Below are 23136 nucleotides of genomic sequence, written 5' to 3'. Positions count from 1 at the left end.
GGTTTATGTTTGTCTCGGCGCTTGCCGGCATGGCCGCACTCGCGGTGCCTGCTGCGGCGCAGATTGCCACGCCCCGTCCCGCCACACCGGCGCGTCCGCGTCCTGCCGCTGCACAACCGCAGCAGCAGGCGCCGGCCGCGCCGGAGCAGGCCGCCACCCCGGCCGCGCCGATCGCCTCGGGATCGGCGCCCGTCGGCTACGTCATCGGCGTCGACGACGTGCTCGAAGTCGACGTGCTCGGCCAGAGCGACTTCAAGACCCGCGCTCGCGTCCAGTCCGACGGCACGATCACCCTGCCCTATCTGGGCGCGGTGCAGGCCAAGGGCGAAACCGCGATCACCCTGGTCAAGAAGGTGCAGGATCTGCTGAAGGCCGGCGGCTATTATGCCAAGCCGATCGTCAGCGTCGACATCGTCACCTTCGTCAGCAACTTTGTGACGGTGCTGGGCCAGGTGGGCAGCGCCGGGTTGCAGCCGGTCGATCGCGGCTACCACGTCTCGGAAATCATCGCGCGCGCCGGCGGCCTCAAGCCCGACGCCGCCGATTTCGTGATGCTGACCCGCGCCGACGGCACCAACCTGAAGCTCGACTACAAGAAGCTCGCCCAGGGCGGACCGAACGACGACCCCACCGTCGCCGCAGGCGACAAGGTTTTCGTGCCCGAAGTGGAGCGTTTCTACATTTATGGTCAAGTGAACGCGCCTGGCGTATATCCGATTCGGGCGGACATGACTCTGCGCCGCGCGGTCGCGCAGGGCGGCGGTCTTGGACCGGCCGGCTCGATCAAGCGGATCAAGGTCACGCGCGATGGCCAGGAGATCAAGTTGAAGCTGGACGATCCGATCAAGCCGGGCGACACGATCGTCATCGGCGAGCGGTTGTTCTGATCCACGCAATGTTGGCAGCGGACGAGGCGCATCAGTGAATATCATCCAGTTCTTCCGCATTCTCTGGGCGCGTCGGTGGATCATCCTCCCGGCGTTCCTCGTCTGCGTCACCACCGCCACCCTCGTGGTGCAGTTCCTGCCCGAGCGGTACAAGGCCACCACCAGGCTGGTGATGGACACGTTCAAGCCGGATCCGGTCACTGGGCAGGTGATGAACTCGCAGTTCATGCGCGCCTATGTGCAGACGCAGACCGAGCTGATCGAGGATTACGGCACCGCCGGTCGCGTCGTCGACGAGCTCGGCTGGGCCAATGATCCGGCGAACATCGCCGCGTTCAACGCCTCGACCGCCGCGTCGAGCGGCGACATCCGTCGCTGGCTCGCCAAGCAGATCATCCAGAACACCAATGCGAGCGTGATCGAGGGGAGCAACATCCTCGAGATCACCTATTCCGACACCTCGCCGGATCGCGCCGAGCGGATCGCCAACATGATCCGCACCGCCTTCCTCGCTCAGTCGCTGTCGAACAAGCGGTCCGCCGCGGCCAAGTCCGCCGACTGGTATGCCCAGCAGGCCGAATCGGCCCGCCAGGCGCTGCTCGCCGCGGTCGAGGCGCGTACCGCCTTCGTCAAGAAGTCGGGCATCGTCCTCACCGATACCGGCACCGACATCGACACCCAGAAGCTCACCCAGCTGAGCGGCCAGTCGGCGGTACCGGTGGCGCCCGTCGTGGGCGGCGGCATGGGCCCGGCGCAGCTTCAGCTCGCCCAGATCGACCAGCAGATCCAGCAGGCCGCGACCAATCTCGGCCCGAACCACCCGGCCTTCCAGGCGCTGCAGCGCCAGCGTGCGGTCTATGCCAAGGCGGCGGCGCAGGAACGCGCCCAGGCCGGCGGCGGCGCGGGCTCGGCGGCGAGCCAGCTCCAGAGCGCGGCCAACGCCCAGCGCGCCCGCGTGCTCGGCAACCGCCAGGACGTGGACCAGCTGAACCAGCTGCAGCGCGACGTCACGCTGAAGCAGGACCAGTATATGAAGGCCGCGCAGCGTGTCGCCGACCTTCGCCTCGAAGCGAGCAGCAACGACACCGGCATGTCGACGCTGAGCGAAGCGAGCGCACCGGACAGCCCCTATTACCCCAAGGTACCGATGATCATCGGCGGTGCTGCCGCCTTCGGTCTGGGCCTCGGCCTGCTGATCGCGCTGCTCGTCGAACTGCTCGGCCGCCGCGTGCGCAGCCCCGAGGATCTCGAGACCGCGGTCGACGCACCGGTGCTGGGGGTGGTGCAGAGCCGCGCCGCGCTCGCTGCCCGCCTGCGCCGCGCCCATGAAACTCTCGGCGAAACCGCCGAATCGCACGGAGCTGCAGTAAACTGATGGACGCGATGACCACGCCCGAACCGCTGCCCGAAGGCGATCGCCCGAGCGCCGTTCCGACGACGCCGGACACCACCGCTGCGCTCGAATATCAACTCGTCCTGTCCGACCCCACGGGGATCGAGGCCGAAGCGATCCGCGCGCTGCGCACCCGCATCATCGCGCAGCACCTGCGCGAGGGGCGCCGCGCGCTGGCACTCTGCGCCGCCTCCGAAGGCGCCGGCTGCAGCTTCGTCGCGATCAACCTGGCGACGGCGCTCGCCCAGATCGGCATCAAGACCGCGCTGGTCGACGCCAATCTCCGCGCACCTGCCGTGGGCGCTGCCTTCGGGATCGATCCGGCCAAGCCGGGTCTGGCCGACTATCTCGCCTCGGGCGAGGTCGAGCTGGCCTCGATCATTCACCCGACGGGCCTGGACCAGCTTTCGGTCATCCCGGCCGGCCATGTCGAGCACAGCCCGCAGGAACTGCTCTCCTCCGAACAGTTCCGCGACGTGACGACGCAGCTGCTCCGCGAGTTCGACATCACCATCTTCGACACGACCGCGGCCAACACCTGCGCCGATGCGCAGCGCGTTGCCAACGTCGCCGGCTATGCGATGATCGTCGCCCGCAAGGACAACAGCTATATACGCGACGTAAACACGCTGACCCGTACCCTGCGCGCAGACCGTACCAACGTCGTCGGTTGCGTGCTGAACGGATACTGATTTGGACCATATGACCGCGACCGCTCTCGAGCGGCAGCAAGGCAGGACGGGCGGCGGCTATTGGTTTGCCATCGCCGGCCTGCTGGCGCTGGCTATCCCGACCTTCATCACCCTGGGCCGCCAGGTGTGGAGCGCCGAAGGCGGCGTGCACGGCCCGATCGTGCTCGCCACCGGCGCCTGGATGCTTGTGCGCCAGCGCAGCTCGATCGAGGCACTGCGCGCGCCGGGCAATCTGGCGATCGGCGGACTGGCGCTGCTCGCGTCGCTGGCGATCTACGCGCTCGGCCGGATCTTCGACTTCATCAGCATCGAGACCTTCGGGCTGGTCGGCGCGGTGATCAGTTCGGGCTATCTCTATTTCGGCGGCCGCGCGCTGCGTGCCGCCTGGTTCCCGGTGCTGTGGCTGTTCTTCCTGGTGCCGCCGCCGGGCTGGGCGGTCGACCGCGTCACCGCGCCGCTCAAGGAGTTCGTCTCCTATGCCGCGACCAGCTTCCTGTCGTGGCTCGATTATCCGATCCTGCGCCAGGGCGTGACGCTGTTCGTCGGCCCCTACCAGCTGCTGGTCGAGGATGCCTGTTCGGGCCTGCGCTCGCTCTCCAGCCTGGTCGTGGTGACGCTGCTGTACATCTACATCAAGAACAAGCCGTCCTGGCGCTATGCGCTGTTCATCGCCGCGCTGGTGATCCCGGTGGCGGTGCTCACCAACATCCTGCGCATCGTAATTCTGGTGCTGATCACCTACCATATGGGCGACGAGGCGGCGCAGAGCTTCCTCCACGTCTCTACCGGCATGGTGATGTTCGTGGTGGCGCTGCTCGGCATCTTCGCGATCGACTGGGCGGTCGAGCAGACCCAGCTGTTCCTGCGTCGGAGGTCCCATGTTCAACCGGCGTGATCTGCTGATCGGCGGCGGCTGCTTCGCCGCGGCCGGCGCCTCGCTCGGCCTCAAGCCGCGCCGGCGCATGGACCTGCTCGGTGCGACCAAGCTCGACACGCTGATGCCGAAGGCGTTCGGCCAGTGGAAGGCCGAGGATACCGGCGCCCTGATCGCCCCGCCGCGCGAGGGCAGCCTGGAAGACAAGCTGTACAACCAGGTGGTCAGCCGCGCCTTTTCGCGGCCGGACGGCACCACGGTGATGCTGCTGATCGCCTATGGCAATGCCCAGACCGATTTGCTCCAGCTCCACCGGCCCGAGGTCTGCTATCCGTTCTTCGGCTTCACCGTGCTGGAGAGCCATGCGGAGATGATCCCGATCGCCGTCAAGGTGGCGATCCCGGGCCGCGCGCTCACCGCGACCAACTATAACCGCACCGAGCAGATCCTCTACTGGGCGCGGGTGGGCGAATATCTGCCCCAGTCGGGCAACGAGCAGCTGATGGCGCGGCTGAAGAGCCAGATGGCCGGCTGGATCGTCGACGGCGTGCTGGTACGCATCTCGACGGTCAACAGCGATGCGGCCGAAGGGCTGGCCGCGAACCTCGATTTCGCGCGCGAACTGGTCAAGGTGCTCGACCCGCGGGTGCTCCGCCCGCTGCTCGGCACCCAGATGACCGCGGCAATCGAACCGCACCACCAGGCAGGCGCCTGATCGCATCGGGGCGGCAGCGGCGCCGCCCCTTTCCGCGCACCGAAAGGCTTCCGCGAATCGGGCATGTCGCTGCCTGAAAAAGGGACGCGGCACGGCAATCGCGACTCTTTCTTCCCGCGCGGATCGCCCTATGAAAGGATGCAGCCGCGCCGCATCTGAAGAAAAACAGGGGAGAGGAATCGACATGCGCAGGAACATGTTCGCACTCGCGCTCGCGGCATCGACGCCGCTGCCGGCCGTCGCACAACCCATCACGCTGCACATCACGGCCAACGACTTCTTCTGGTATGTGCCGAACTCGGATGCTCCGGCCTTCGATGATGCGGATCTTCGCCTGACCATCGAATTCGACCGAACCTCGGCCGCCTTCGGTCGCACCCAGCAGGGATTGACGGTGCACGCCTTCAATATTCCCTATGAGGTCTGGTATTCTTGGGATGGTGCCAGCCTGTCGATCGGCGAATATCCGGTGGACTATGGCGGGTGCGAGATCGTCGCGCAGTCCTTCTGCACGATGATCGACAATCCCTTTTCGGCCACGCCGACCGCACCCTTCTTCTTCTATGCCGACGGCAAGGGCGACTGGACGGCAGCCACTGTCGCGGTGACGGCGACCTCGGCCATTCCCGAACCCGCCACATGGGCTTCGCTGATCGCCGGCATGGCCGGTCTTGGCAGCGTGCTGCGCTATCGGCGCAGACGCAAGACGCGCGCCGCTATTTGATCGCCGATCAAGCCGGCACGCAGGCGGACAGCACCATCCCGCGCGGCAGGCGCTGCGGGCGGACCATCGCCGCAGGCGTGCGGTCCGACACGATGTCGAACAGGTCGCCATCCACCCAGACCTCGGGCACGAGCGCGCGGGCATTGTAGGTCGAGGCCATCGCCGCGCCGTACGCGCCGGCGGTCGCCAGCACGGCGAGGTCCCCTTCCTCGACGCGATCGATGGTCCGCGCCTGGGCGAAGCGGTCCCCCGATTCGCATACCGGCCCCACGACATGCGCGACGAAGCGTTCGGCGTCGTGCGGGCGCACCGCCACGAATTCGTGCCAGGCGTCGTAGAGCGCGGGCCGCGCAAGATCGTTCATCGCCGCGTCGATAATCACGAACGGGTGCGGCTGGCCGGGCTTGACCCATAGCACCCGCGTGAGCAGCACCCCCGCCTGCGCGACGAGGAAGCGGCCGGGTTCGAACAACAGGGCAACGTCCCAGCCCTGCGTCTCCCGCGCGACCATCGCGCCGTAGGCCGCGGCATCGGCACCCGGCTCGCCCGCGCGATAGGAAACGCCAAGCCCGCCGCCGAGATCGACATGGCTGATGCGATGCCCCTCTGCCCGCAGCGCCGCGACGAGCTTGCCGATCTGCCGATACGCGGCGCACAGCGGCGCGAGATCGGTGATCTGGCTGCCGATATGCACCGCGACTCCCTGCAGGTTCAGCCCCGACAGCGCGGCGAGGCGGCGGTACAGGGGCATGGCCTCCGGATAGGGAATGCCGAACTTGCTGTCGGTCAGCGCGGTGCTGATCTTGGCATGGGTATGCGCATCGACAAGCGGGTTCACCCGCAGCAGCGCGGTAGCCCGCACCCCGCGCGCGCAGGCGAGCGTCGACAGTATCTCGCCTTCGCGTTCATGCTCGATGTTGAACCGGCCGATCCCGGCGTCCAGCGCCGCCGCCATCTCGTCGCGCGTCTTGCCGACCCCCGAATAGACGATGTCGGCAGGTGCGATGCCGCCCGCACGCGCCGCCTGCAGCTCGCCGCCCGAGACGATGTCGGCACCGAAGCCGAATGCCGCCAGCGTCTGAAGGATGGCCGGGTGCGGATTGGCCTTCACCGCATAAAGCAGCTGCTTGCGGGCGATTGGCGCCAGCGCCTCGACGAAGCGGCGCGCCGCCGCGCGCACTGCCGCGGCCGAATAGACATAGGCAGGCGTGCCCGCGGCGTCGGCGATCACTGGCAGCGGCACGCCCTCGGCGTGGAGCACGCCGTCCCGCATCTCGAAAGACATGCAAATTCCTTGTTTGATGATGCGGCAGTGTCAGCCGCGCGGCGGGCGGCCGGTGCGGCGCGCCTGCAGCCGCTCGAGCAGGTGTCGGTGGCGGCTGCACTCGACGCGGATCGCCAGCGGCGCGCGCTTGCCCTGCACCACCAGCACCAGGCCGAGGATCGCGACCGGGAAGCCGAGCAGCAGCAGCGTCCCCGCCCCTTCCGGCCCGCTGATGTCGGTCAGCGTTCCCGCCAGCCCGCCGGCGATCAGCAGGAAGCCGCCGACACCGTGCCAGAGGCGGTCGCCCTGGCGGCTCATTGCCCCGCCGCCCGGTGATGGCCGCCCAGCACCATGTCCCCGGCACGGCGTGCGAGCGCGGCGAAGCGCGCCATCTCCGTTCGATCTGCCGCATAGAGCAGGATATCGGCGGGAAAGGCGGCTTCCTCGCGGAGCGCGGTTTCGACGCTGCCACGATCGAACTCCACCGCGATCGCAAGATCCGCCATCGCGGCGGCCGCGCGGCGGGCACGGGTCAGCGCCGCGGCATCCCGGTCCACGCCTCGCGCCTCGATCGCGACGAAACCGAGCGTCCGCGCCCGTCCCAGGATTGGCAGCAGCAGCGCACCGTCGCCGCAGGCCGCATCGACGATGCGGACGCTCCGCCGCCCCGCCGCGCGCAGCATCTTCAGCTGTTCGAGCACCGCCGGCCAGCGCAGGTCGCGCGCGGCGACGGCCTCGGCGGCATCGCACAGCGCGTGGCGGACGATGGCGGAAAGCGGGGCGCCGGGTCGCACCGGCGGGACGGCATAGGCATAAGCGAGATTCATGGCCGTCTCCTCAGACCGCCCGGCGCGGCGCGCGCTCGTCGGCGCCGAGCGGCGCGAAAGAGATCCACGGCACCAGCGGCTGCCCCGCCTCGGCGCATTCGGCACCGGGGAAGCCGTGGCGCTCGGCCCGCGCGAATTGCCACGCCGCCGCGCGCGAGACGAAGCGGCCCTCCATCAGGCCGTGATTTTCCTGAACCAGCCAATGCCCCTCCCGGTCCTGCCCCACCCAGAGGATGGTGGCAGCCGGATCGGGCTCCGCAACGAGATCGGACGCCATGCCGAACGCACTCCTGACAAGCGCCGGCTCCCGATGGAACCGACGCCCACAAGCTAGGCAGTCCCCGCATTAAGCTTCGAGAGCGAAGCCGGCCGCGCAGCATTAGGATTGCATAAAGTCGGGCGGTGGGGCCGGGACGCCCGCGGGCTAGGCGTGCAGCGTCTGCGGCTTGATCCGGATGCCCTGGCCCTCGTTGCCGCCGGGGGGCTGGAACTGGATGTCCAACGCGCGTCCGGCCGAAACGCCGCCGTCGCAGACCCCTGCAAAGCCCGGCGCGATATCCTCACGCGCGGCCGTGGTCCGGATGTCGAGATACCAGGAAAAGCTGTTCGTCGTCGGCCAGTGCGCGAGCGCCAGCCATGCGCTTTCGATGCGCGGATCCGGCAGCACGATCGCCTGTATCCGTTCGATCAACGCGGTGGGTGTTTCCTGCGGCGTTCCGAGCAGGACCTGGGTTTCCTGCTCCACCGTCCATGGGACCGGCTGGCCCAAGATGGCCCGCAGGTCGCGCGACCGCCAGGCGACGTTGTAGCCCGAGGCTGGGTTGAGCCAGGCGCCGTCCGCCGCGACGATCTCCAGCGCCGTCTTGCCCAGCAACTGGACATAGCCGGTGCCCGCGCCGAACGCCTCGGCGACGCGAAGCTCGGAGGTGAAGACCGCCGGATAGCTTTCCCCGTCGAAGCGCCGGGCGCGGAGGATCGACAGGTTTTCTCCCGCCTGGATCACGCTCGTGCCCGATTCAGCCGTGGCCTCGGGCGTGGCGAAGAGCAGCGGCGCCTCCAGCAGCATGGCGGTGAAGTGCTCGCGATATTCGACGTCGCCGCCGGCCCGAATCAATGCGCGTTCGAGGTCGTTCTGCGGCTCGAAGCGCGGGGCGACGGCCGGGCTTTCCTGCCCGACACGATCGGGCTCCGGGCCCGCGCGATCCGCTTTTGCCGCGTTCCGTTTCGCCAACCACTTGAACATGCCTTCCCCCGCAAAATCGAGGGCCGCCCGGCCAGCAGCGCGGGCGGCCTATTCTCCATCTTAGATGCAAAGGAAGGGCGGCGGGAACCATGCCCGCCTCGCCTCACCGTTCGTGTAGCGCGTCGCTCCCCGTTTCCAGCACCGGGCCGACCAGATAGCTGAGCAGCGTCCGCTTGCCGGTGACGATGTCGGCGCTGGCGATCATGCCCGGGCGCAGCGGCACCTGTGCGCCGTGTGCGTTGACATAGTTGCGGTCGAGCGCGATCCGCGCCTTGTACACCGGCGGCTGGCCTTCCTTGACCTGCACCGCCTCGGGGCTGATCCCCACCACCGTGCCAGGGATCATGCCGTAGCGCGTGTAGGGGAAGGCCTGGAGCTTCACCTTTACCGGCATGCCGGTGCGGACGAAGCCGATGTCGCTATTGTCGATCATCACCTCGGCCTCGAGCCGCGCCTTGTCCGGCACGATGGAGAGCAAAGGCTTCACGCCTTCGACCACCCCGCCCTCGGTATGCACCTGGAGCTGCGAGACGGTACCGCTCACCGGCGCGCGGAGTTCGCGGAAGCTGCTGCGCAGGCTCGCCTTGGCGACGTCCTCGCTGCGACCGCGCACCTCGCCTTCGGCCTTGACCAGATCCTGCAGCACCTGGGCGCGGGCCTCTTCGCGGGTCTTTGCCGAGAGGCTGCTCGCGCTATGCGACTGCTGGCCGAGCTTGGCGACGCTCGCGCGTGCAGCCGCAAGGTCCTGCCGCTCGGAGATCAGCTGGCGGCGAAGATCGACGACGCGCAGCTTGGAGACATAGCCCTTGGCGGCCATCGTCTCGTTGGCGGCGACCTGCTGTTCGAGCAGCGGCAGCGATTGTTCGAGTTTCTGCACCTGCGCCTGCGCCTCGGCGGCGGCGGAGACGGCGGCACCGCTGTCCGACCGGCCGCCGGCCGTGGCCGCCTCGATCTGGCCGAGCCGGGCGCGGGCGAGGTCTCGGTGCGTCGCCGCCTCGGCCGGGCTTGCCCCGGCGGGGGCGACGAAATGGAAGCCCTTGCCGTCGAGCGCATCGACGATCGCCTGGTTGCGCGCGACGTCGAGCTGGGCGCTGAGCAAGGCGACCTTGGCCTGGTTGGCCTCCGCAGCGCTCATCGTCGGGTCCAGCGTGACCAGCACCTGGCCCTTGCTGACCTTTTGCCCCTCACCCACCAGGATATGGCGGACGATGCCCGATTCGGGCGACTGGACGATCTTGGTCTCGCCGATCGGCGCGATCCGGCCCTGGGTGGGGGCGATCACCTCGACCTTGCCGATCGCCAGCCATGCGGTGGTGATCGCCAGCCCCGCCACCATCACCTTGGCGGTGAGGCGCGCGGTGGGCGACACCGGCCGCTCGATGATCTCGAGCGCGGCGGGCAGGAAGGTGGTGTCATAGTCGGTGCTGCGCGCGGGCAGCACGGTGCCGCGGATCCGGGCGAGCGGGCCGCGCGGGCCCATGGTGACGACGGCGTTCATGCGGCAATCTCCCCGAAGCCGCTTTGGCGGCGGTGCAGGTCGGCATAGCGGCCGCCCAGGCGCAGCAGTTCGTCATGACGACCGCTCTCGACGATGCGGCCCTGTTCGAGCGTGATGATCCGATCGCAGCCGCGCACCGCCGACAGGCGATGGGCGATGATCACCAGCGTGCGGCCGGCGGAGATCGCGCGCAGATTGTTCTGGATCAGCTCCTCGCTCTCGGCGTCGAGCGCCGAAGTCGCCTCGTCGAACACCAGGATGCGCGGATTGCCGACCAGCGCGCGGGCGATGGCGAGCCGCTGGCGCTGGCCGCCGGAGAGGTTCACGCCGCGCTCGACGATCTCGGTGTCATAGCCGCGCGGCTGGCGCAGGATGAAGTCGTGTGCGCCGGCAAGCTGGGCCGCCGCCACGACATGCTCGAACGGCATCGCCGGGTTGCACAGCGCGATATTCTCGCGGATCGTGCGGCTGAACAACAGGTTCTCCTGCAGCACCACGCCGATCTGGCGGCGGAGCCAGGCCGCATCGAGCTGCGCGACATCGACCTCGTCGACCAGCACCCGGCCGTTGCTCGGCAGGTTGAGCCGCTGGAGCAGCTTGGCCAGCGTCGACTTGCCCGAGCCCGAGGAGCCGACGATGCCCAGCGAGGTCCCCTCCGGGATGTCGAGCGTGATGTCGCTCAGCACCGGCGGCTGATCCTCGGCATAGCGGAAGCTGACATTCTCGAAGCGGATCGCACCGCGCAGCACCGGCAGCGTCGCCGCCGAGGCGGGGCGCGGCTCTACGGGATGGTTGAGCACGTCGCCGAGGCGTTCGATCGCGATGCGGACCTGCTGGAAGTCCTGCCACAGCTGCGCCATGCGGATCACCGGGCCCGAGACGCGCTGCGCGAACATGTTGAAGGCAACCAGCGCGCCAACGCTCATCGCGCCGCCGATCACCGCCTGCGCGCCGAAGAACAGGATCGCGGCGAAGCTCAACTTGGAGATCAGCTCGATCGCCTGGCTGCCGGTATTGGCGGTGTTGATCAGCCGCTGCGAGGCGCCGGTATAGGCGGCGAGCTGGCGCTCCCAGCCATTCTGCCAGTGCGGCTCGACCGCGGTGGCCTTGATCGTGTGGATGCCCGAAACGCTCTCGACGAGCAGCGCGTTGCTGGCCGAGCTCTTCTCGAACTTGTCCTCGACGAGCGCGCGCAGCGGGCCCGCGATGCTGAACGAGACGATCGCGTAGAGCACCAGCGACGCCACCACGATCGCCGACAGCATCGGCGAATAGAACAGCATGGCTGCCAGGAAGACGAGGGTGAACAGCGGGTCGACCAGCACGGTCAGCGAGGCGTTGGTGAGGAACTCGCGAATCGTCTCGAGCTGGCGGACGCGGGTGACGGTGTCGCCCACCCGGCGCTTCTCGAAATAGGAAAGCGGCAGTGCCAGCAGATGGTGGAACAGGCGGGCGCCGAGCTCGACGTCGATCTTCTGCGTCGTCTCGGTGAACAGCCGGGTGCGGATCCAGCCCAGCGCCACTTCCCAGACCGAGACGATCAGGAAGGCGAAGGCGAGCACGCTGAGCGTGCTCATGCTGTTGTGGATCAGCACCTTGTCGATCACGCTCTGGAACAGCAGCGGCGCGGCGAGGCCGAGCAGGTTGAGCGCGAAGGTGATCCCCAGCACCTCGAGGAACAGCCGGCGGTAGCGCTTGAACTGCGCGGTGAACCAGGAAAAGCCGAAGCGCAGCGGTCGCCCCGCCACCGCGCGGGTCGTGAGCAGCACCAGCGTGCCCGACCAAAGCGAATCAAGGCCGTCGCGGTCGACCTGCTCGGGCGCATGGCCCGGGCGCTGGATGATCACGCCATGCTCGGTAAGGCCGCCGATCACGAACCAGCCCTCGGGGCCGTCGGCGATCGCGGGCAGCGGCTGGCGGGCGAGGCCGCCGCGCGGCACGTCCACCGCCTTGGCGCGGACGCCCTGCTGGCGCTTGGCGAGCAGGATCAGGTCGTCGATCGTCGGCGATTCGCCGTGCCCCAGCGCGTGGCGCAGCTGTTCGGGCGTGATGGCGATATTGTGCACGCCGAGCAGCAGCGACAGCGCCACCAGCCCGGATTCGCGCAGTTCGGCCTCGCGCTCGGCGGCCGATGGGCCAGCAAAAGCGCTCTGCAGGGTGGCCTGCATCTCGTCGCGTGTCATTTCCGGAACTCTGCCTCCATGGCGCTACTCGTCGACCCCATGATGAAGAAGGCTGGTAAAGACTCGATTAATCTAAAGGTTTCTGTGGTTTATGCGTAGCCTGCAGCGCCCCCGCCACTGCCGGTTAGACGATCCTTAAGCAGCGCGCTTTACGGTTTCGTTCGAAACCACCGCGACGGACCGTGACGATTTTGAGGTGCACTGCAGCAATCCAATCGGCGAATCACGCTGCAACCGCGAAGAAACCGTCATGCTGCGCGGCCTCGGGCCCCGGCCGGGCCTTGATCCGAGGAGAAAGCTGGGGATACATGGCTTTTGGTCGTCCTACCCTGAAAATACGGCAAATAGTGTCGGTTTTGGAGGGATATTTGCTCGGGTCTCACGCGTTCATGCGGGTTAGGCTCTCGTCACGACCAACAATCCAGGGTGCGATCTTGTTTAATCCCGGTCCCAAAAACAGACCAATTGATCGATACCGAGACTATCGCAACGCGAAGCGTCCCATTATAATGCAGTGCAACAGGCCGACTCGGCCGCTGTCAGCGTGCAAATTCCGTTGAGGGAGCCCAATGAGGCCATGAACGCTTTCGAAGCACAGCGCGCCTTTGAAGAGCAACTCCGGGCGCATGCCCGGGTCGATCGCTCGGTTGCACCCGTTTGGCGGCGTTCGACGCTGCGCATGGTGCTCTATACCGAACTGCTGCTGCTCGACAGCATCGCGATCCTCGCTGCCTTCTATCTCGCGGCCTGCACCCGCGACGGCAACTGGCTGTCGCTCGCCGGCATCAATGTCGGCGTGTTCCTGCTGCCGATCACGCTGGGCACGGCGCTGGCCAGCGGCACCTATTCGCTGGGTTGCCTGCGCCACCCGGTGAGCGGCGTGAAGAACATCTTCTCGGCCTTCTTCTTCTCAGTCTTCGTCGTGCTGCTCGGCAGCTATCTGCTCACCGCCGAGCTGCCGCTTTCGCGCGTGCAGCTGGCCGAGGGCGCGCTGCTGTCGCTGTTCCTGCTCACCACCGGTAGACTGGTCTTCCGCGGCCATGTCCGCGCAGCTACCGGCGGACGGCTGCTCGACGAACTGGTGATTGTGGACGGCGTCGCGCTCGACGTTGCCGGGGATGCCGTGGCGCTCGACGCACGGATCATCAACCTCACCCCGAACCCGCGCGACCCGCAGATGCTGCACCGGCTGGGCACCACCGTGATCGGGTTCGATCGCGTGGTCGTCGCCTGCACCGAGGAGCATCGCGCGGTCTGGGCGCTGCTGCTCAAGGGCATGAACATCAAGGGCGAGATCCTCGTCCCCCAGTTCAACGCGCTGGGCGCGATCGGCGTCGACTCCTATGACGGCAAGGACACGCTGATCGTGTCGCAGGGCCCGCTCAGCATGCCGAACCGCGCCAAGAAGCGCGCGCTGGACCTGGCGATCACCGTGCCCGCGGTGCTGGCGCTTGCGCCGCTGATGATCATCGTCGCGATCCTGATCAAGCTGGAGAGCCCAGGCCCGGTGCTGTTCGCGCAGGACCGCGTCGGCCGCGGGAACCGGCTGTTCAAGATCCTCAAGTTCCGCTCGATGCGAGTCACGCTGTGCGACGCCAACGGCAACGTCTCGGCCAGTCGCGACGACGATCGCATCACCAAGGTCGGCCGCTTCATCCGCAAGACCAGCATCGACGAACTGCCGCAGCTGCTCAACGTGTTGCGCGGCGACATGAGCGTGGTGGGCCCTCGCCCGCACGCGCTCGGCTCGCGCGCTGCCGACCATCTGTTCTGGGAAATCGACGAGCGCTACTGGCACCGCCACACGCTCAAGCCCGGGATGACCGGCCTCGCCCAGGTGCGCGGCTTCCGCGGCGCGACCGATCGCCGCGTCGATCTCACCAACCGCCTCCAGGCGGACATGGAATATATTGACGGCTGGGACATCTGGCGCGACATCACCATCCTGTTCAAGACGCTGCGGGTGATCGTGCACTCCAACGCGTTCTGATATCGCAGCGTAGCCGGTCCCGCGCTCCATCGATCGATGGATTGAAAGCGGGCCGGCTCCGTCTGTCGTTCGTTGTTCTTGTTGCGGCACCGCCCGCGCCATGGGGGATTATTGAATGAAGGGAATCATCCTTGCGGGGGGCAGCGGCACGCGCCTCTACCCCGCAACGCTGTCTATCTCGAAGCAGCTGCTTCCCGTCTATGACAAGCCGATGATCTTCTACCCGCTGTCGGTGCTGATGCTCACCGGCATCCGCGACATCCTGATCATCTCCACCCCGCGCGACCTGCCGATGTTCCAGGCGCTGCTCGGCGACGGTTCTGCCTTCGGCATCAACCTGAGCTACGCGGAGCAGCCGTCCCCGAACGGCCTCGCCGAGGCATTCGTCATCGGTGCGGACTTTGTCGGCAACGAGCCCAGCGCATTGATCCTCGGAGACAACATCTATCACGGTGAGAAGCTGGGCGAGCGCTGCAAGGCGGCCGCCGAGCAGGCATCGCAGGGCGGTGCCAATGTGTTCGCCTATCATGTCGATGATCCCGAGCGCTACGGCGTGGTCGCCTTCGATCCGGTGACCGGGGTGGCCACCAGCGTCGAGGAAAAGCCGGCCGAGCCGAAGTCCAACTGGGCGATCACCGGCCTCTATTTCTACGACAAGGACGTGGTCGAGATCGCCAAGTCGATCCAGCCTTCCCCCCGCGGCGAACTCGAAATCACCGACGTCAATCGCGTCTACATGGAGCGTGGCGACCTCCACATCACCCGGCTCGGCCGCGGCTATGCCTGGCTCGACACCGGCACGCACGACAGCCTGCACGAGGCCGGCTCGTTCGTCCGCACCCTGGAGCACCGCACCGGCGTGAAGATCGCCTGCCCCGAGGAAGTGGCGTTCGAGGCCGGCTGGCTCGGCGCCGAGGATCTGGTCAAGCGCGCCGCCGGGCTCGGCAAGACCGGCTATGCCGCCTATCTCCGTAAGGTGGCGGCCGCGGCATGACCCAGGTGCATCACCACGAACTCTCGGGCGTGATCGAGTTCACCCCGCCCAAATATGGCGACCATCGCGGCTTCTTCTCCGAAGTGTTCAAGCAGTCGGTGCTCGATGCCGAGGGGGTCGAGGCACGCTGGGTGCAGGACAATCAGAGCTTCTCGGCCCAGCCCGGCACGATCCGCGGCCTGCACCTCCAGGCCCCGCCCTTCGCCCAGGCCAAGCTGGTCCGCGTGCTGCGCGGTGCGATCTTCGACGTCGCCGTCGATATCCGCCGCGGCTCGCCGACCTATGGCAAATGGGTCGGCGTCGAGCTGTCGGCGGAAAAGTGGAACCAGCTGCTGATCCCCGCCGGCTATGCCCACGGCTTCATGACGCTCGTTCCGGATTGCGAGATCCTTTACAAGGTCAGCGCGCGCTACGCGAAGGACGAGGAAATGGCGATCCGCTGGGACGATCCCGACCTCGCCATCGCCTGGCCGGACATCGGCGTGGCGCCGGTACTGTCCAAAAAGGACGCGGAAGCCCCGTCCTTCGCCGACTTCAACACCCCCTTCTTCTATCAGGGCTGAGCCATGCAGCAGCAGACCTTCCTCGTCACCGGCGGCGCCGGCTTCATCGGCTCGGCGGTGGTGCGTCATCTCGTTCGCCAAGGTGCGCGCGTCATCAATCTCGACAAGCTCACCTATGCCGGCAACCCGGCCTCGCTGACCGCGATCGAGAACGCCCCCAATTATCGCTTCGTCCATGCCGACATCGCCGACACCGCCACGATCCTGCCGCTGCTGCGCGAAGAGCAGGTCGACGTGGTGATGCACCTCGCCGCCGAGAGCCATGTCGATCGCTCGATCGACGGCCCGGGCGAGTTCATCGAGACCAACGTCGTCGGCACCTTCAAGCTGCTCCAGTCGGCGCTGCAATATTGGCGCGAACTCGAAGGCGAGAAGCGCGACGCGTTCCGCTTCCACCACATCTCCACCGACGAGGTGTTCGGCGACCTGCCGTTCGACAGCGGCATCTTCACCGAAGAAACGCCCTATGATCCCTCCTCGCCCTATTCGGCATCGAAGGCGGCGAGCGACCATCTCGTACGTGCATGGGGCCACACCTATGGCCTGCCGGTGGTGCTGTCGAACTGCTCGAACAATTACGGGCCGTTCCACTTCCCCGAAAAGCTGATCCCGCTGACGATCCTCAACGCGCTCGAGGGCAAGCCCCTGCCCGTCTACGGCAAGGGCGAGAACATCCGCGACTGGCTCTATGTCGACGATCACGCCAAGGCACTGGCGACCATTGCCACCACCGGCAAGGTCGGCCAGAGCTACAATGTCGGCGGCCGCAACGAGCGCACGAACCTGCAGGTGGTCGAGACGATCTGCGACCTGCTCGACCAGCGCATCCCGCTGGCCGATGGCCGCAAGCGCCGCGAGCTGATCACCTTCGTCACCGATCGCCCCGGCCATGACCGCCGCTATGCGATCGACGCAACCAAGCTCGAAACTGAACTCGGCTGGAAGGCCGAGGAGAATTTCGACACCGGCATCGCCGCGACGATCGACTGGTACCTCGCCAACGAGTGGTGGTGGGGCCCGATCCGCTCCGGCAAGTACGCCGGCGAGCGTCTGGGGCAGACCGCCTGATGCGCATCCTCGTCACCGGGCATGACGGCCAGGTCGCCCAGGCGCTGGCCGAGCAGGCGCAGGGCCATGATCTGGTCTTTACCACCTATCCCGAGTTCGATCTCTCCAAGCCGGAGACGATCGAAGCCGCGGTGGCGCGGATCCAGCCCGAGCTGATCGTCTCCGCGGCCGCCTATACCGCGGTCGACAAGGCCGAGAGCGAGCCCGAGCTGGCGATGGCGATCAACGGCGACGGCCCCGGCGTGCTGGCGCGCGCGGGCGCGAAGATCGGTGCCCCGATCATCCATCTGTCGACCGATTATGTGTTCGACGGCAGCCTCGATCGCCCGTGGCGCGAGGACGATCGCACCGGACCGCTCGGCGTCTATGGCGCGACCAAGCTCGCCGGCGAGCAGGCGGTGCAGGCTTCGGGCGCGACCAATGCCGTGCTGCGGCTCGCCTGGGTCTACAGTCCGTTCGGCGCCAATTTCGTCAAGACGATGCTGCGCCTCGCCGAGACGCGCGATACGCTGAACGTCGTCGAGGACCAGCGCGGCTGCCCGAGCTCGGCGCTCGACATCGCGACGGCGATCCTGACGGTGGTCGATCACTGGCAGCGCGAAGGCGCCTCCAGCGGGCTCTACCACTTCACGGGCTCGGGCGAGACCAACTGGGCAGACTTCGCCCGCGCGATCTTCGCCGAGAGCGCCAAGCATGGCGGCCCGACCGCCGCGGTGACCGGCATCCCGACCTCGGGCTACCCCACCCCGGCCCAGCGCCCCGCCAACTCGCGCCTCGACTGCACGCGCTTCGCCGAAACCTTCGGCTACCGCGCACCGGCATGGCAGGAGTCGCTCGCGATGGTGGTGGACCGGCTGTTCGCCGCAGGACGCCCGGCATAACTCTTTCGATAGCTCCGACAGCTACCGACCCTGTATGAGGAACATGTTCCAAGTTACGGGGGAATAACGATGCAACAGATTCACACGCTATCGGAAGCGGAGCGCCGCTGGCTGTTCGGCGGCGCAGTCGTCGGGGTGGTGCTCACCGTGATCCTGACGGTAAAATCGGCCGATCCGATTACCACTTTCATCGCGGCGGTGGGCGCGATCGGGCAAGTCGGCATTGCGCTGGCGCTCTATTTCGTCAACCGCGCGCAATGGAAGCTGCAGGAACATCTCGCGGAGGAAGAGGTGCGGCAGGCGGCGGAGCGGCAACGCCTCGCCCTGCAAGCCACGCTAGACGGCGTCCGCGAGGAGATAGACCTGTTCTATCGCAGCTGGGACGTGGGCCCGCGCGAGGAATGCTACGACAGGATGAGCGATTACCTGTTCCAGCTTAAGGTGGGGCTGGGCTTCGAGGATTCCCGCACCATCCGGAAATTCCTGCGCTTCTCGTCCGACATCGTCGCGCAAATGGACACCAGGGAGGGCCGCGAGGCCATCGGGCGCCGCATGGAGGCCTGGCGCAACGCGGCCAACACCGTGCTGCGGCTGGTCGGCGCGGCGCCGCTCGACTTCGGGAAGCGCCGGGATTGACAGGAAATCCCGCAATTAGGGTTGCCGCTTGTGTCCCCCGCCCCTAACCCTCGCCCGGTGTCCGAAGCCCGTCCCGATCGCATCGCCACCGGCCTGGCGCTCCGCCTCTTCGCCATTGCCTGCATGTCGACCATGTCGGCGCTCATCAAGATGTCGGAACTGCGCGGCGCCTCGCTGATCGAGACGATGTTCCATCGCCAGCTCTGGGCGGTGCCGCTGGTGACCCTGTGGGTGATGATGGGCCCCGGCCTCAAGTCGCTCAAGACCGCGCGGTTCGGCGCGCATGTCTGGCGCACGGCGGTGGGGCTGACCGGCATGATCTTCACCTTCGGTGCGGTGATCCTGCTGCCACTGGCCGAGGCGCAGACCTTCCAGTTCACCGTGCCCATCTTCGCCACGCTGCTCGGCGCACTGATCCTCGGCGAGCCGACCGGCTGGCACCGCTGGGGCGCGGTGATCCTGGGCTTTGTCGGCGTGCTGATCGTGGTGCAGCCGGGGCAGGAGACGATTCCGTTGTTCGGCGCGTTCGTCGGGCTGATGGCGGCGCTGTTCGTCGCCATCGTCGCGATCACGCTCCGGCAGATCGGCAAGACCGAAACCGCCGGCACGACGGTGTTCTGGTTCTCGCTGCTCTCGGTGCCGGTGCTCGGCGCGATCTACGCCTTCAACTACCGCCCGCACGATGCCGAGACCTGGGCGATCCTGATCGCCACCGGGCTGGTGGGCGGCGTCGGCCAGCTGGCGCTGACCGGCGCGATGCGCTTCGCCCCGGTCTCCGCGGTGGTGCCGATGGACTATTCCGGGCTGATCTGGGCGACGCTCTACGGCTGGCTGCTGTTCGACGTGTTCCCGACCTTCTCGACCTGGCTCGGCGCACCGGTGATCATCGCCAGCGGGCTCTACATCGTCTATCGCGAGCAGAAGCTGGCGCGGGGACGCGCTAGCTACGCCGAAACGCCACTATGAGGTTGTTGGCGGGCATCGCCACCCGCCGGTCGAACGCCAAGCCTTGCGCCGCCGCCGCCGCGATCACGTCGTCCAGCAGCCGCAGCCCCCATTCGGCATTGCGCGCACGCAGCGACTGGTCGAATTCCTCGTTCGAAGGCGCGGTGGGCACGCCCGCCTCGCGATAGGGCCCGTAGAGGATCAGCGGCCCGCCCGGCGGCAGCAGCCGCCCTGCTCCCGCCATCAGCCCCAGCGTGGCTTCCCAGGGGCTGATATGGACCATGTTGATGCACAGGATAGCGTCGGCATGGCCGACCGGCCACGTCGCCGCTGCCGCATCGAGCGCGACCGGCGGACGGACATTGGCCAGCCCCGCGCACCACGAGGCGATCGAGGCGAGCGCATCGGGGTCCGGATCGCTCGGGTGCCATTCCAGCTTGGGGAAATGCTCGGCGAAATAGGCGCAATGCTCGCCGCTGCCGCTCGCCACTTCGAGCACGCGACCGGCGGCGGGGAGCAGGTCGCCGAGCATGGTCGCGATCGCCGCGCGGTTGCGCAGCGTCGCGGGGGCATGGCGCCGCACGCCTTCGGGCGGCGGGGCGAGCCAGCCTCGGTCGCGTGCGTCGCTCATGCCGCCACCCGCGCCTGGGCGAGCAGGCGCTTGCCGCGCAGATACATCTCCACCCGCATCACGCTGAACAGCCCCAGCGCCATCACGCCGAACGCTTGCGTCAGCAGCATCACATTGAGGTGCAACGCCGAGCCCTCGGCCTGGCCGATCATCTTCACCGCGATCAGCACGACGATGAACAACAGCCCGCCGATCGACGCCCTCTGGTTGAGCTGGTGCGTCTCCGGATCGACCGAGAGATGCATCATCTTGCCCCGCTGCCAGCCGAGCCCCGCCCCCACCAGCAGCGCGGCGACGCACAATGCCCAGCCGCCAAGGCTCGGCTGCGTCCGCAGGAACAGGCTGGCGACCAGCAGCGCATAGAGTGCCGGGACGATCCACAGCCGCTCCAGGGTGAGCGGCCGGCTCTTCGCCATCCGCCGTATCCGCAAGACCAGGACCAGCCCCACGACGAGGGCGGTGATACCGTATTGGATCAGGTGCGGCGTATCGAACTGCATGGCGGAGTCCCCCGAAGCAATGCAGTGCAGCATAAGGGGAAGCGCGACGGCGTCAAAACGCCGTTTTCCTGCGCTGTCCCGGACCGCGACGCCTGTCGCGGCCCGGGTGACGGCAATGTTAGTTGCCGGGGCGCCCGATCTTGAATTCCTTCGGCGGCGTCGCCCCCATCAGATTCTCGACGAAATAGTCCCAGCGGCGCCGCATCATGTAATAGGATACGTCGCCATAGCCGTGGTGCGCGCGCGGGAACAGGACGAGGTCGAAGTCCTTGTTGGCCTTTTCCAGCGCGTCGACGACGAGCAGCGTCGACGACACCGGCACATTGTCGTCGAGCATGCCGTGCGCCAGCAGCAGCTTGCCCTTCAGGTTCTTGGCCATGTCCTGATTGGCCTGCACGTCGTAGTTCGAGCTTTTGCCGTCGGTGGTCAGCAGCCCGAGATATTTTTCGTAAAAATCGTCCTCATAGTTGCGGTTGTCGTGATTGCCGCTCTCGGCGATGCCGACCTTGAAGAAATCGGGATAGAGGAACATCGCGGTCGCGGTGGCATTGCCGCCGCCCGAATGGCCCCAGATGCCGACGCGATCGGTATCGATCCAGGCGTAGCGCTTGCCGAGATCCTGGATGCCGCTGGCCTGGTCGGGGACCGCCTGCTTGCCCATGTCGCGATAATAATAGTCCTGGAAGGCCTTGGAGCGGCGCGGCGTTCCCAGTGCGTCGATCTCGACCACGGCAAAGCCGAGCTGCGCGAGCGCGCCCGCATCCCCCTGCGAGGCCGAGAATTGCCGCGACGGGATCGTCCCCATGAACGGGCCCGGATAGACATAGTCGACGACGGGATATTTGCGCTGCGGATCGAGCCCCGCCGGCTTGAACAACAGGCCATGGCACAGCGTCTTGCCGTCGCTGCACTGGACGGCAATGCTTTCCGGCGCCTGCCAGCCCGCCGCGCGCAGCCGCGTCACGTCGCCCTTCGCCAGCGTCTCGACCACCGATCCGTCGGCGCGGCGCAGCACCGCGGTCTGCGGTTCCTGCGGGGTCGAGTAGATGTCGACGAAATAGCGCCCGTCGCTGGACGGGAACGCGATATGGTCCTGCTTCTCCGGCGTCAGCAGCTTGGGGCTGCCGCCCTTCAGGTCGATCGCGTAGATGCTGCGATAATAGGGATCCGTGCCGGGTTCGCGCCCGACGCCCGCCACCAGCATCTTGCCGCTGCGTTCGTCGATGAAGACGGGATGGTCGACATTCCACTGCCCCTGCGTCACCTGCCGCACGAGCTTGCCGGTGCCGGCATTGTACAGATAATAATGGCCCCAGTCGTCGCGCTGCGACCACCACAGGATCTCGCCGCGCTCGGACAGATAGCGCCAGTTGATACCTTCGTCGTTATAGCCGCTGTCGAACCAGGTCGGCACCGTCTCGGTGAACAGGTCGCGCACCGCGCCGCTGGCGGCATCGGCGATGCGCACGGTCTCCACCTTGTGGTCGCGCGAGGTCGACACGAAGGCGAGCGTCTTGGCGTCCTTGGCCCATTGCATGTCCTGCGGGCCTTCGCCGCACAGCACGTCGTCGCAAAGCGAGGAGCGATGCGGCTCCGCCGGCATCTTGAGGTGGATGACCTTCGCCGCGTCGACGTTGACGATGACGCGCTGGATCTGGATGATCTCCTTGTCGCCGACGAACGGATATTTCCAGGTATCGACCTGCGAATGGCCGACCTGGGTCGTGGTGGTGGAAAAGTCCGCCACCTTGCGCTGGTCCTGCTGGAAGGTCGCCAGCTTCCTGGAGTCCGGGGACCAGATCACGATCGCCTGATCGGAATGCTTCCAGCCGGCATTGTCCGTCGCGTAGCCGAAATCCCGGACGCCGTCGGTGGTCAGCTGGCGCTCGGCCCCGGTCGCCATGTCGCGGACCCACAGGTTCCAGTCGCGCACGAAGGCGGCGCGCTTGCCGTCCGGGGAGAGCACCGCGTCTGCCACGCTCTGGTGCGCCAGATAGCCTGCGATCTGCCCGGCGCTCGGCGCTGCCGCTTCCTGGCAGGCATAGGGTTGCGCCATCGCGCACACGTAGCGCTTGCCGCCCACGCTGAGGACCGCGCTGTTCTTGGCGAGATCCGGCGTGAAATCGCCGATATACAGCTTGGCCGGGTCCTGCTCCTTCAGCCCTGCCGCATTGAGCGAGGCCAGCAGGCCCTTGGTCTCGAACGCGGCCTTCTTCGTCCGCTTGGCAGCATCGACCAGCAGGATCGTCGGCACGCCGTGGTCCGTGTCGACATACCAGAAGCGGCTGGCGTCAATCCAATGCGCCGACCGCACCGCGTGATCGACCAGCGGCGCCGTCCATGGCGCCAGCTGGTGCATGGCGCGGGTATAGTCGGCGTCGGTCAGCACCGGCCGCTGTTGCGCGGTCGCGGTGCCGGCGGTCAGGGAAGCCAGAAGACAGCAGGCGATCAGGCGCATCGAGAGACTTTCCGAAGGAGAGGAGTCGGCCATCCGCAGGACAGAGGGTCTACGGCTTGTCCCTCGCCGCTGCCCCGCGCGCGGGCCCGGCGCGGCGCGCACGGGCGGAACCTGTATGCAGAGCGCCGGCAGCGACCGCAATAGCCCCGGCGCCATCCCCAAACGCAAAA

23 protein-coding genes are annotated in these 23136 nt (G+C 67.3%); 13 read left to right on the top strand and 10 right to left on the bottom strand.

The window, feature by feature from the left end; genetic code table 11:
- Positions 1-5: 5 nt before the first annotated feature.
- The 6 genes from ACTJKY_RS07005 (at position 6) to ACTJKY_RS06980 (ending at position 5285) form a co-directional block, all read left to right on the top strand.
- Entirely contained in the window at positions 6-887 is an 882-nt protein-coding gene (locus ACTJKY_RS07005) for an SLBB domain-containing protein (RefSeq protein WP_440845012.1), read from the top strand.
- A 34-nt stretch (positions 888-921) separates the two neighbouring features.
- Entirely contained in the window at positions 922-2262 is a 1341-nt protein-coding gene (locus ACTJKY_RS07000) for a Wzz/FepE/Etk N-terminal domain-containing protein (protein WP_440845011.1), read from the top strand.
- Positions 2262-2972 (top strand): CpsD/CapB family tyrosine-protein kinase, encoded by a 711-nt coding sequence (locus tag ACTJKY_RS06995; protein WP_440845010.1) that lies wholly within the window; start codon positions 2262-2264, stop codon positions 2970-2972. Before ACTJKY_RS07000 ends, ACTJKY_RS06995 begins: the two co-directional genes overlap by 1 nt.
- 10 nt (positions 2973-2982) lie before the next feature.
- Positions 2983-3867, top strand: coding sequence for an exosortase V (gene xrtV, locus ACTJKY_RS06990; RefSeq protein WP_440845009.1), 885 nt, complete (start codon positions 2983-2985; stop codon positions 3865-3867).
- The gene (epsI, locus tag ACTJKY_RS06985) at positions 3851-4561 is read left to right on the top strand and encodes an exosortase-associated protein EpsI, V-type (protein ID WP_440845008.1); all 711 of its coding nucleotides are present in this window, start codon (positions 3851-3853) and stop codon (positions 4559-4561) included. The genes xrtV and epsI overlap by 17 nt, the downstream gene beginning before the upstream one ends.
- Positions 4562-4757: 196 nt before the next feature.
- Positions 4758-5285, top strand: a complete 528-nt coding sequence (locus ACTJKY_RS06980; RefSeq protein ID WP_440845007.1) for a PEP-CTERM sorting domain-containing protein — start codon at positions 4758-4760, stop codon at positions 5283-5285.
- A gap of 7 nt (positions 5286-5292) precedes the next feature.
- Here ACTJKY_RS06980 and lysA read toward each other — a convergent pair whose 3' ends face one another.
- From lysA to ACTJKY_RS06945, 7 genes are all read right to left on the bottom strand, one after another.
- The gene (gene lysA / locus ACTJKY_RS06975) at positions 5293-6570 is read right to left on the bottom strand and encodes a diaminopimelate decarboxylase (RefSeq protein ID WP_440845005.1); all 1278 of its coding nucleotides are present in this window, start codon (positions 6568-6570) and stop codon (positions 5293-5295) included.
- Positions 6571-6600: 30 nt separating this feature from the next.
- Positions 6601-6867: a hypothetical protein gene (locus tag ACTJKY_RS06970; RefSeq protein ID WP_440845004.1), complete on the bottom strand. Its 267-nt coding sequence runs from the start codon at positions 6865-6867 to the stop codon at positions 6601-6603.
- Positions 6864-7376: an SAM-dependent methyltransferase gene (locus ACTJKY_RS06965; RefSeq protein ID WP_440845003.1), complete on the bottom strand. Its 513-nt coding sequence runs from the start codon at positions 7374-7376 to the stop codon at positions 6864-6866. Before ACTJKY_RS06965 ends, ACTJKY_RS06970 begins: the two co-directional genes overlap by 4 nt.
- A 10-nt stretch (positions 7377-7386) precedes the next feature.
- Positions 7387-7653, bottom strand: coding sequence for a hypothetical protein (locus tag ACTJKY_RS06960; RefSeq protein ID WP_440845002.1), 267 nt, complete (start codon positions 7651-7653; stop codon positions 7387-7389).
- A gap of 147 nt (positions 7654-7800) precedes the next feature.
- On the bottom strand, positions 7801-8619 hold the full coding sequence (locus ACTJKY_RS06955; protein ID WP_440845000.1) for an enhanced serine sensitivity protein SseB C-terminal domain-containing protein: 819 nt from the start codon (positions 8617-8619) through the stop codon (positions 7801-7803).
- A gap of 103 nt (positions 8620-8722) precedes the next feature.
- Positions 8723-10117, bottom strand: coding sequence for an HlyD family type I secretion periplasmic adaptor subunit (locus tag ACTJKY_RS06950; protein ID WP_440844999.1), 1395 nt, complete (start codon positions 10115-10117; stop codon positions 8723-8725).
- A complete protein-coding gene (locus ACTJKY_RS06945) occupies positions 10114-12300 on the bottom strand; it encodes a type I secretion system permease/ATPase (RefSeq protein WP_440844998.1) in 2187 nt (728 codons plus the stop codon). The genes ACTJKY_RS06950 and ACTJKY_RS06945 overlap by 4 nt, the downstream gene beginning before the upstream one ends.
- A gap of 577 nt (positions 12301-12877) precedes the next feature.
- Between ACTJKY_RS06945 and ACTJKY_RS06940 the strand changes: the two genes are divergently transcribed.
- From ACTJKY_RS06940 to ACTJKY_RS06910, 7 genes are all read left to right on the top strand, one after another.
- Positions 12878-14290, top strand: a complete 1413-nt coding sequence (locus tag ACTJKY_RS06940; RefSeq protein ID WP_440844997.1) for an exopolysaccharide biosynthesis polyprenyl glycosylphosphotransferase — start codon at positions 12878-12880, stop codon at positions 14288-14290.
- Between the two features lie 115 nt (positions 14291-14405).
- Positions 14406-15284, top strand: a complete 879-nt coding sequence (rfbA, locus tag ACTJKY_RS06935; protein WP_440844996.1) for a glucose-1-phosphate thymidylyltransferase RfbA — start codon at positions 14406-14408, stop codon at positions 15282-15284.
- On the top strand, positions 15281-15847 hold the full coding sequence (gene rfbC, locus ACTJKY_RS06930) for a dTDP-4-dehydrorhamnose 3,5-epimerase (RefSeq protein ID WP_440844995.1): 567 nt from the start codon (positions 15281-15283) through the stop codon (positions 15845-15847). The genes rfbA and rfbC overlap by 4 nt, the downstream gene beginning before the upstream one ends.
- Positions 15848-15850: 3 nt before the next feature.
- Positions 15851-16915: a dTDP-glucose 4,6-dehydratase gene (gene rfbB / locus ACTJKY_RS06925; protein WP_141986465.1), complete on the top strand. Its 1065-nt coding sequence runs from the start codon at positions 15851-15853 to the stop codon at positions 16913-16915.
- Entirely contained in the window at positions 16915-17796 is an 882-nt protein-coding gene (rfbD, locus tag ACTJKY_RS06920) for a dTDP-4-dehydrorhamnose reductase (RefSeq protein WP_440844993.1), read from the top strand. Before rfbB ends, rfbD begins: the two co-directional genes overlap by 1 nt.
- Positions 17797-17865: 69 nt before the next feature.
- Positions 17866-18432: a hypothetical protein gene (locus ACTJKY_RS06915; RefSeq protein ID WP_440844992.1), complete on the top strand. Its 567-nt coding sequence runs from the start codon at positions 17866-17868 to the stop codon at positions 18430-18432.
- Between the two features lie 57 nt (positions 18433-18489).
- On the top strand, positions 18490-19398 hold the full coding sequence (locus ACTJKY_RS06910; protein ID WP_440844991.1) for a DMT family transporter: 909 nt from the start codon (positions 18490-18492) through the stop codon (positions 19396-19398).
- On the opposite strand, the gene ACTJKY_RS06905 is transcribed toward ACTJKY_RS06910, so the two are convergent.
- From ACTJKY_RS06905 to ACTJKY_RS06895, 3 genes are all read right to left on the bottom strand, one after another.
- The gene (locus tag ACTJKY_RS06905; RefSeq protein ID WP_440844990.1) at positions 19373-20008 is read right to left on the bottom strand and encodes a DUF938 domain-containing protein; all 636 of its coding nucleotides are present in this window, start codon (positions 20006-20008) and stop codon (positions 19373-19375) included. The two genes, ACTJKY_RS06910 and ACTJKY_RS06905, sit on opposite strands and share 26 nt — an antisense overlap.
- A complete protein-coding gene (locus ACTJKY_RS06900) occupies positions 20005-20508 on the bottom strand; it encodes a DUF1453 domain-containing protein (protein ID WP_440844989.1) in 504 nt (167 codons plus the stop codon). The genes ACTJKY_RS06905 and ACTJKY_RS06900 overlap by 4 nt, the downstream gene beginning before the upstream one ends.
- Positions 20509-20626: 118 nt before the next feature.
- A complete protein-coding gene (locus ACTJKY_RS06895) occupies positions 20627-22966 on the bottom strand; it encodes a DPP IV N-terminal domain-containing protein (RefSeq protein ID WP_440844988.1) in 2340 nt (779 codons plus the stop codon).
- Between the last annotated feature and the right edge of the window lie 170 nt (positions 22967-23136).

This window comes from Sphingomonas sp. 22176 (assembly GCF_052045505.1).
GTDB lineage: Bacteria > Pseudomonadota > Alphaproteobacteria > Sphingomonadales > Sphingomonadaceae > Sphingomonas.
Note: the sequence above shows the minus strand (reverse complement) of the source record. Positions and strands in the feature narration are given on the sequence as shown.

Bases quoted from the DNA above. Each gene is read 5' to 3' on its own strand.
- ACTJKY_RS06960 (WP_440845002.1), bottom strand. From the start codon at position 7,653: ATGGCGTCCGATCTCGTTGCGGAGCCCGATCCGGCTGCCACCATCCTC.
- ACTJKY_RS06945 (WP_440844998.1), bottom strand. From the start codon at position 12,300: ATGACACGCGACGAGATGCAGGCCACCCTGCAGAGCGCTTTTGCTGGC.
- ACTJKY_RS06980 (WP_440845007.1), top strand. From the start codon at position 4,758: ATGTTCGCACTCGCGCTCGCGGCATCGACGCCGCTGCCGGCCGTCGCA.
- epsI (WP_440845008.1), top strand. From the start codon at position 3,851: ATGTTCAACCGGCGTGATCTGCTGATCGGCGGCGGCTGCTTCGCCGCG.
- ACTJKY_RS06995 (WP_440845010.1), top strand. From the start codon at position 2,262: ATGGACGCGATGACCACGCCCGAACCGCTGCCCGAAGGCGATCGCCCG.
- ACTJKY_RS06900 (WP_440844989.1), bottom strand. From the start codon at position 20,508: ATGCAGTTCGATACGCCGCACCTGATCCAATACGGTATCACCGCCCTC.
- ACTJKY_RS06940 (WP_440844997.1), top strand. From the start codon at position 12,878: ATGAACGCTTTCGAAGCACAGCGCGCCTTTGAAGAGCAACTCCGGGCG.
- ACTJKY_RS06905 (WP_440844990.1), bottom strand. From the start codon at position 20,008: ATGAGCGACGCACGCGACCGAGGCTGGCTCGCCCCGCCGCCCGAAGGC.
- ACTJKY_RS06915 (WP_440844992.1), top strand. From the start codon at position 17,866: ATGCAACAGATTCACACGCTATCGGAAGCGGAGCGCCGCTGGCTGTTC.
- rfbD (WP_440844993.1), top strand. From the start codon at position 16,915: ATGCGCATCCTCGTCACCGGGCATGACGGCCAGGTCGCCCAGGCGCTG.
- ACTJKY_RS06970 (WP_440845004.1), bottom strand. From the start codon at position 6,867: ATGAGCCGCCAGGGCGACCGCCTCTGGCACGGTGTCGGCGGCTTCCTG.
- ACTJKY_RS06965 (WP_440845003.1), bottom strand. From the start codon at position 7,376: ATGAATCTCGCTTATGCCTATGCCGTCCCGCCGGTGCGACCCGGCGCC.
- ACTJKY_RS06950 (WP_440844999.1), bottom strand. From the start codon at position 10,117: ATGAACGCCGTCGTCACCATGGGCCCGCGCGGCCCGCTCGCCCGGATC.
- rfbB (WP_141986465.1), top strand. From the start codon at position 15,851: ATGCAGCAGCAGACCTTCCTCGTCACCGGCGGCGCCGGCTTCATCGGC.
- rfbC (WP_440844995.1), top strand. From the start codon at position 15,281: ATGACCCAGGTGCATCACCACGAACTCTCGGGCGTGATCGAGTTCACC.
- rfbA (WP_440844996.1), top strand. From the start codon at position 14,406: ATGAAGGGAATCATCCTTGCGGGGGGCAGCGGCACGCGCCTCTACCCC.
- ACTJKY_RS06955 (WP_440845000.1), bottom strand. From the start codon at position 8,619: ATGTTCAAGTGGTTGGCGAAACGGAACGCGGCAAAAGCGGATCGCGCG.
- lysA (WP_440845005.1), bottom strand. From the start codon at position 6,570: ATGTCTTTCGAGATGCGGGACGGCGTGCTCCACGCCGAGGGCGTGCCG.
- xrtV (WP_440845009.1), top strand. From the start codon at position 2,983: ATGACCGCGACCGCTCTCGAGCGGCAGCAAGGCAGGACGGGCGGCGGC.
- ACTJKY_RS06895 (WP_440844988.1), bottom strand. From the start codon at position 22,966: ATGCGCCTGATCGCCTGCTGTCTTCTGGCTTCCCTGACCGCCGGCACC.
- ACTJKY_RS07005 (WP_440845012.1), top strand. From the start codon at position 6: ATGTTTGTCTCGGCGCTTGCCGGCATGGCCGCACTCGCGGTGCCTGCT.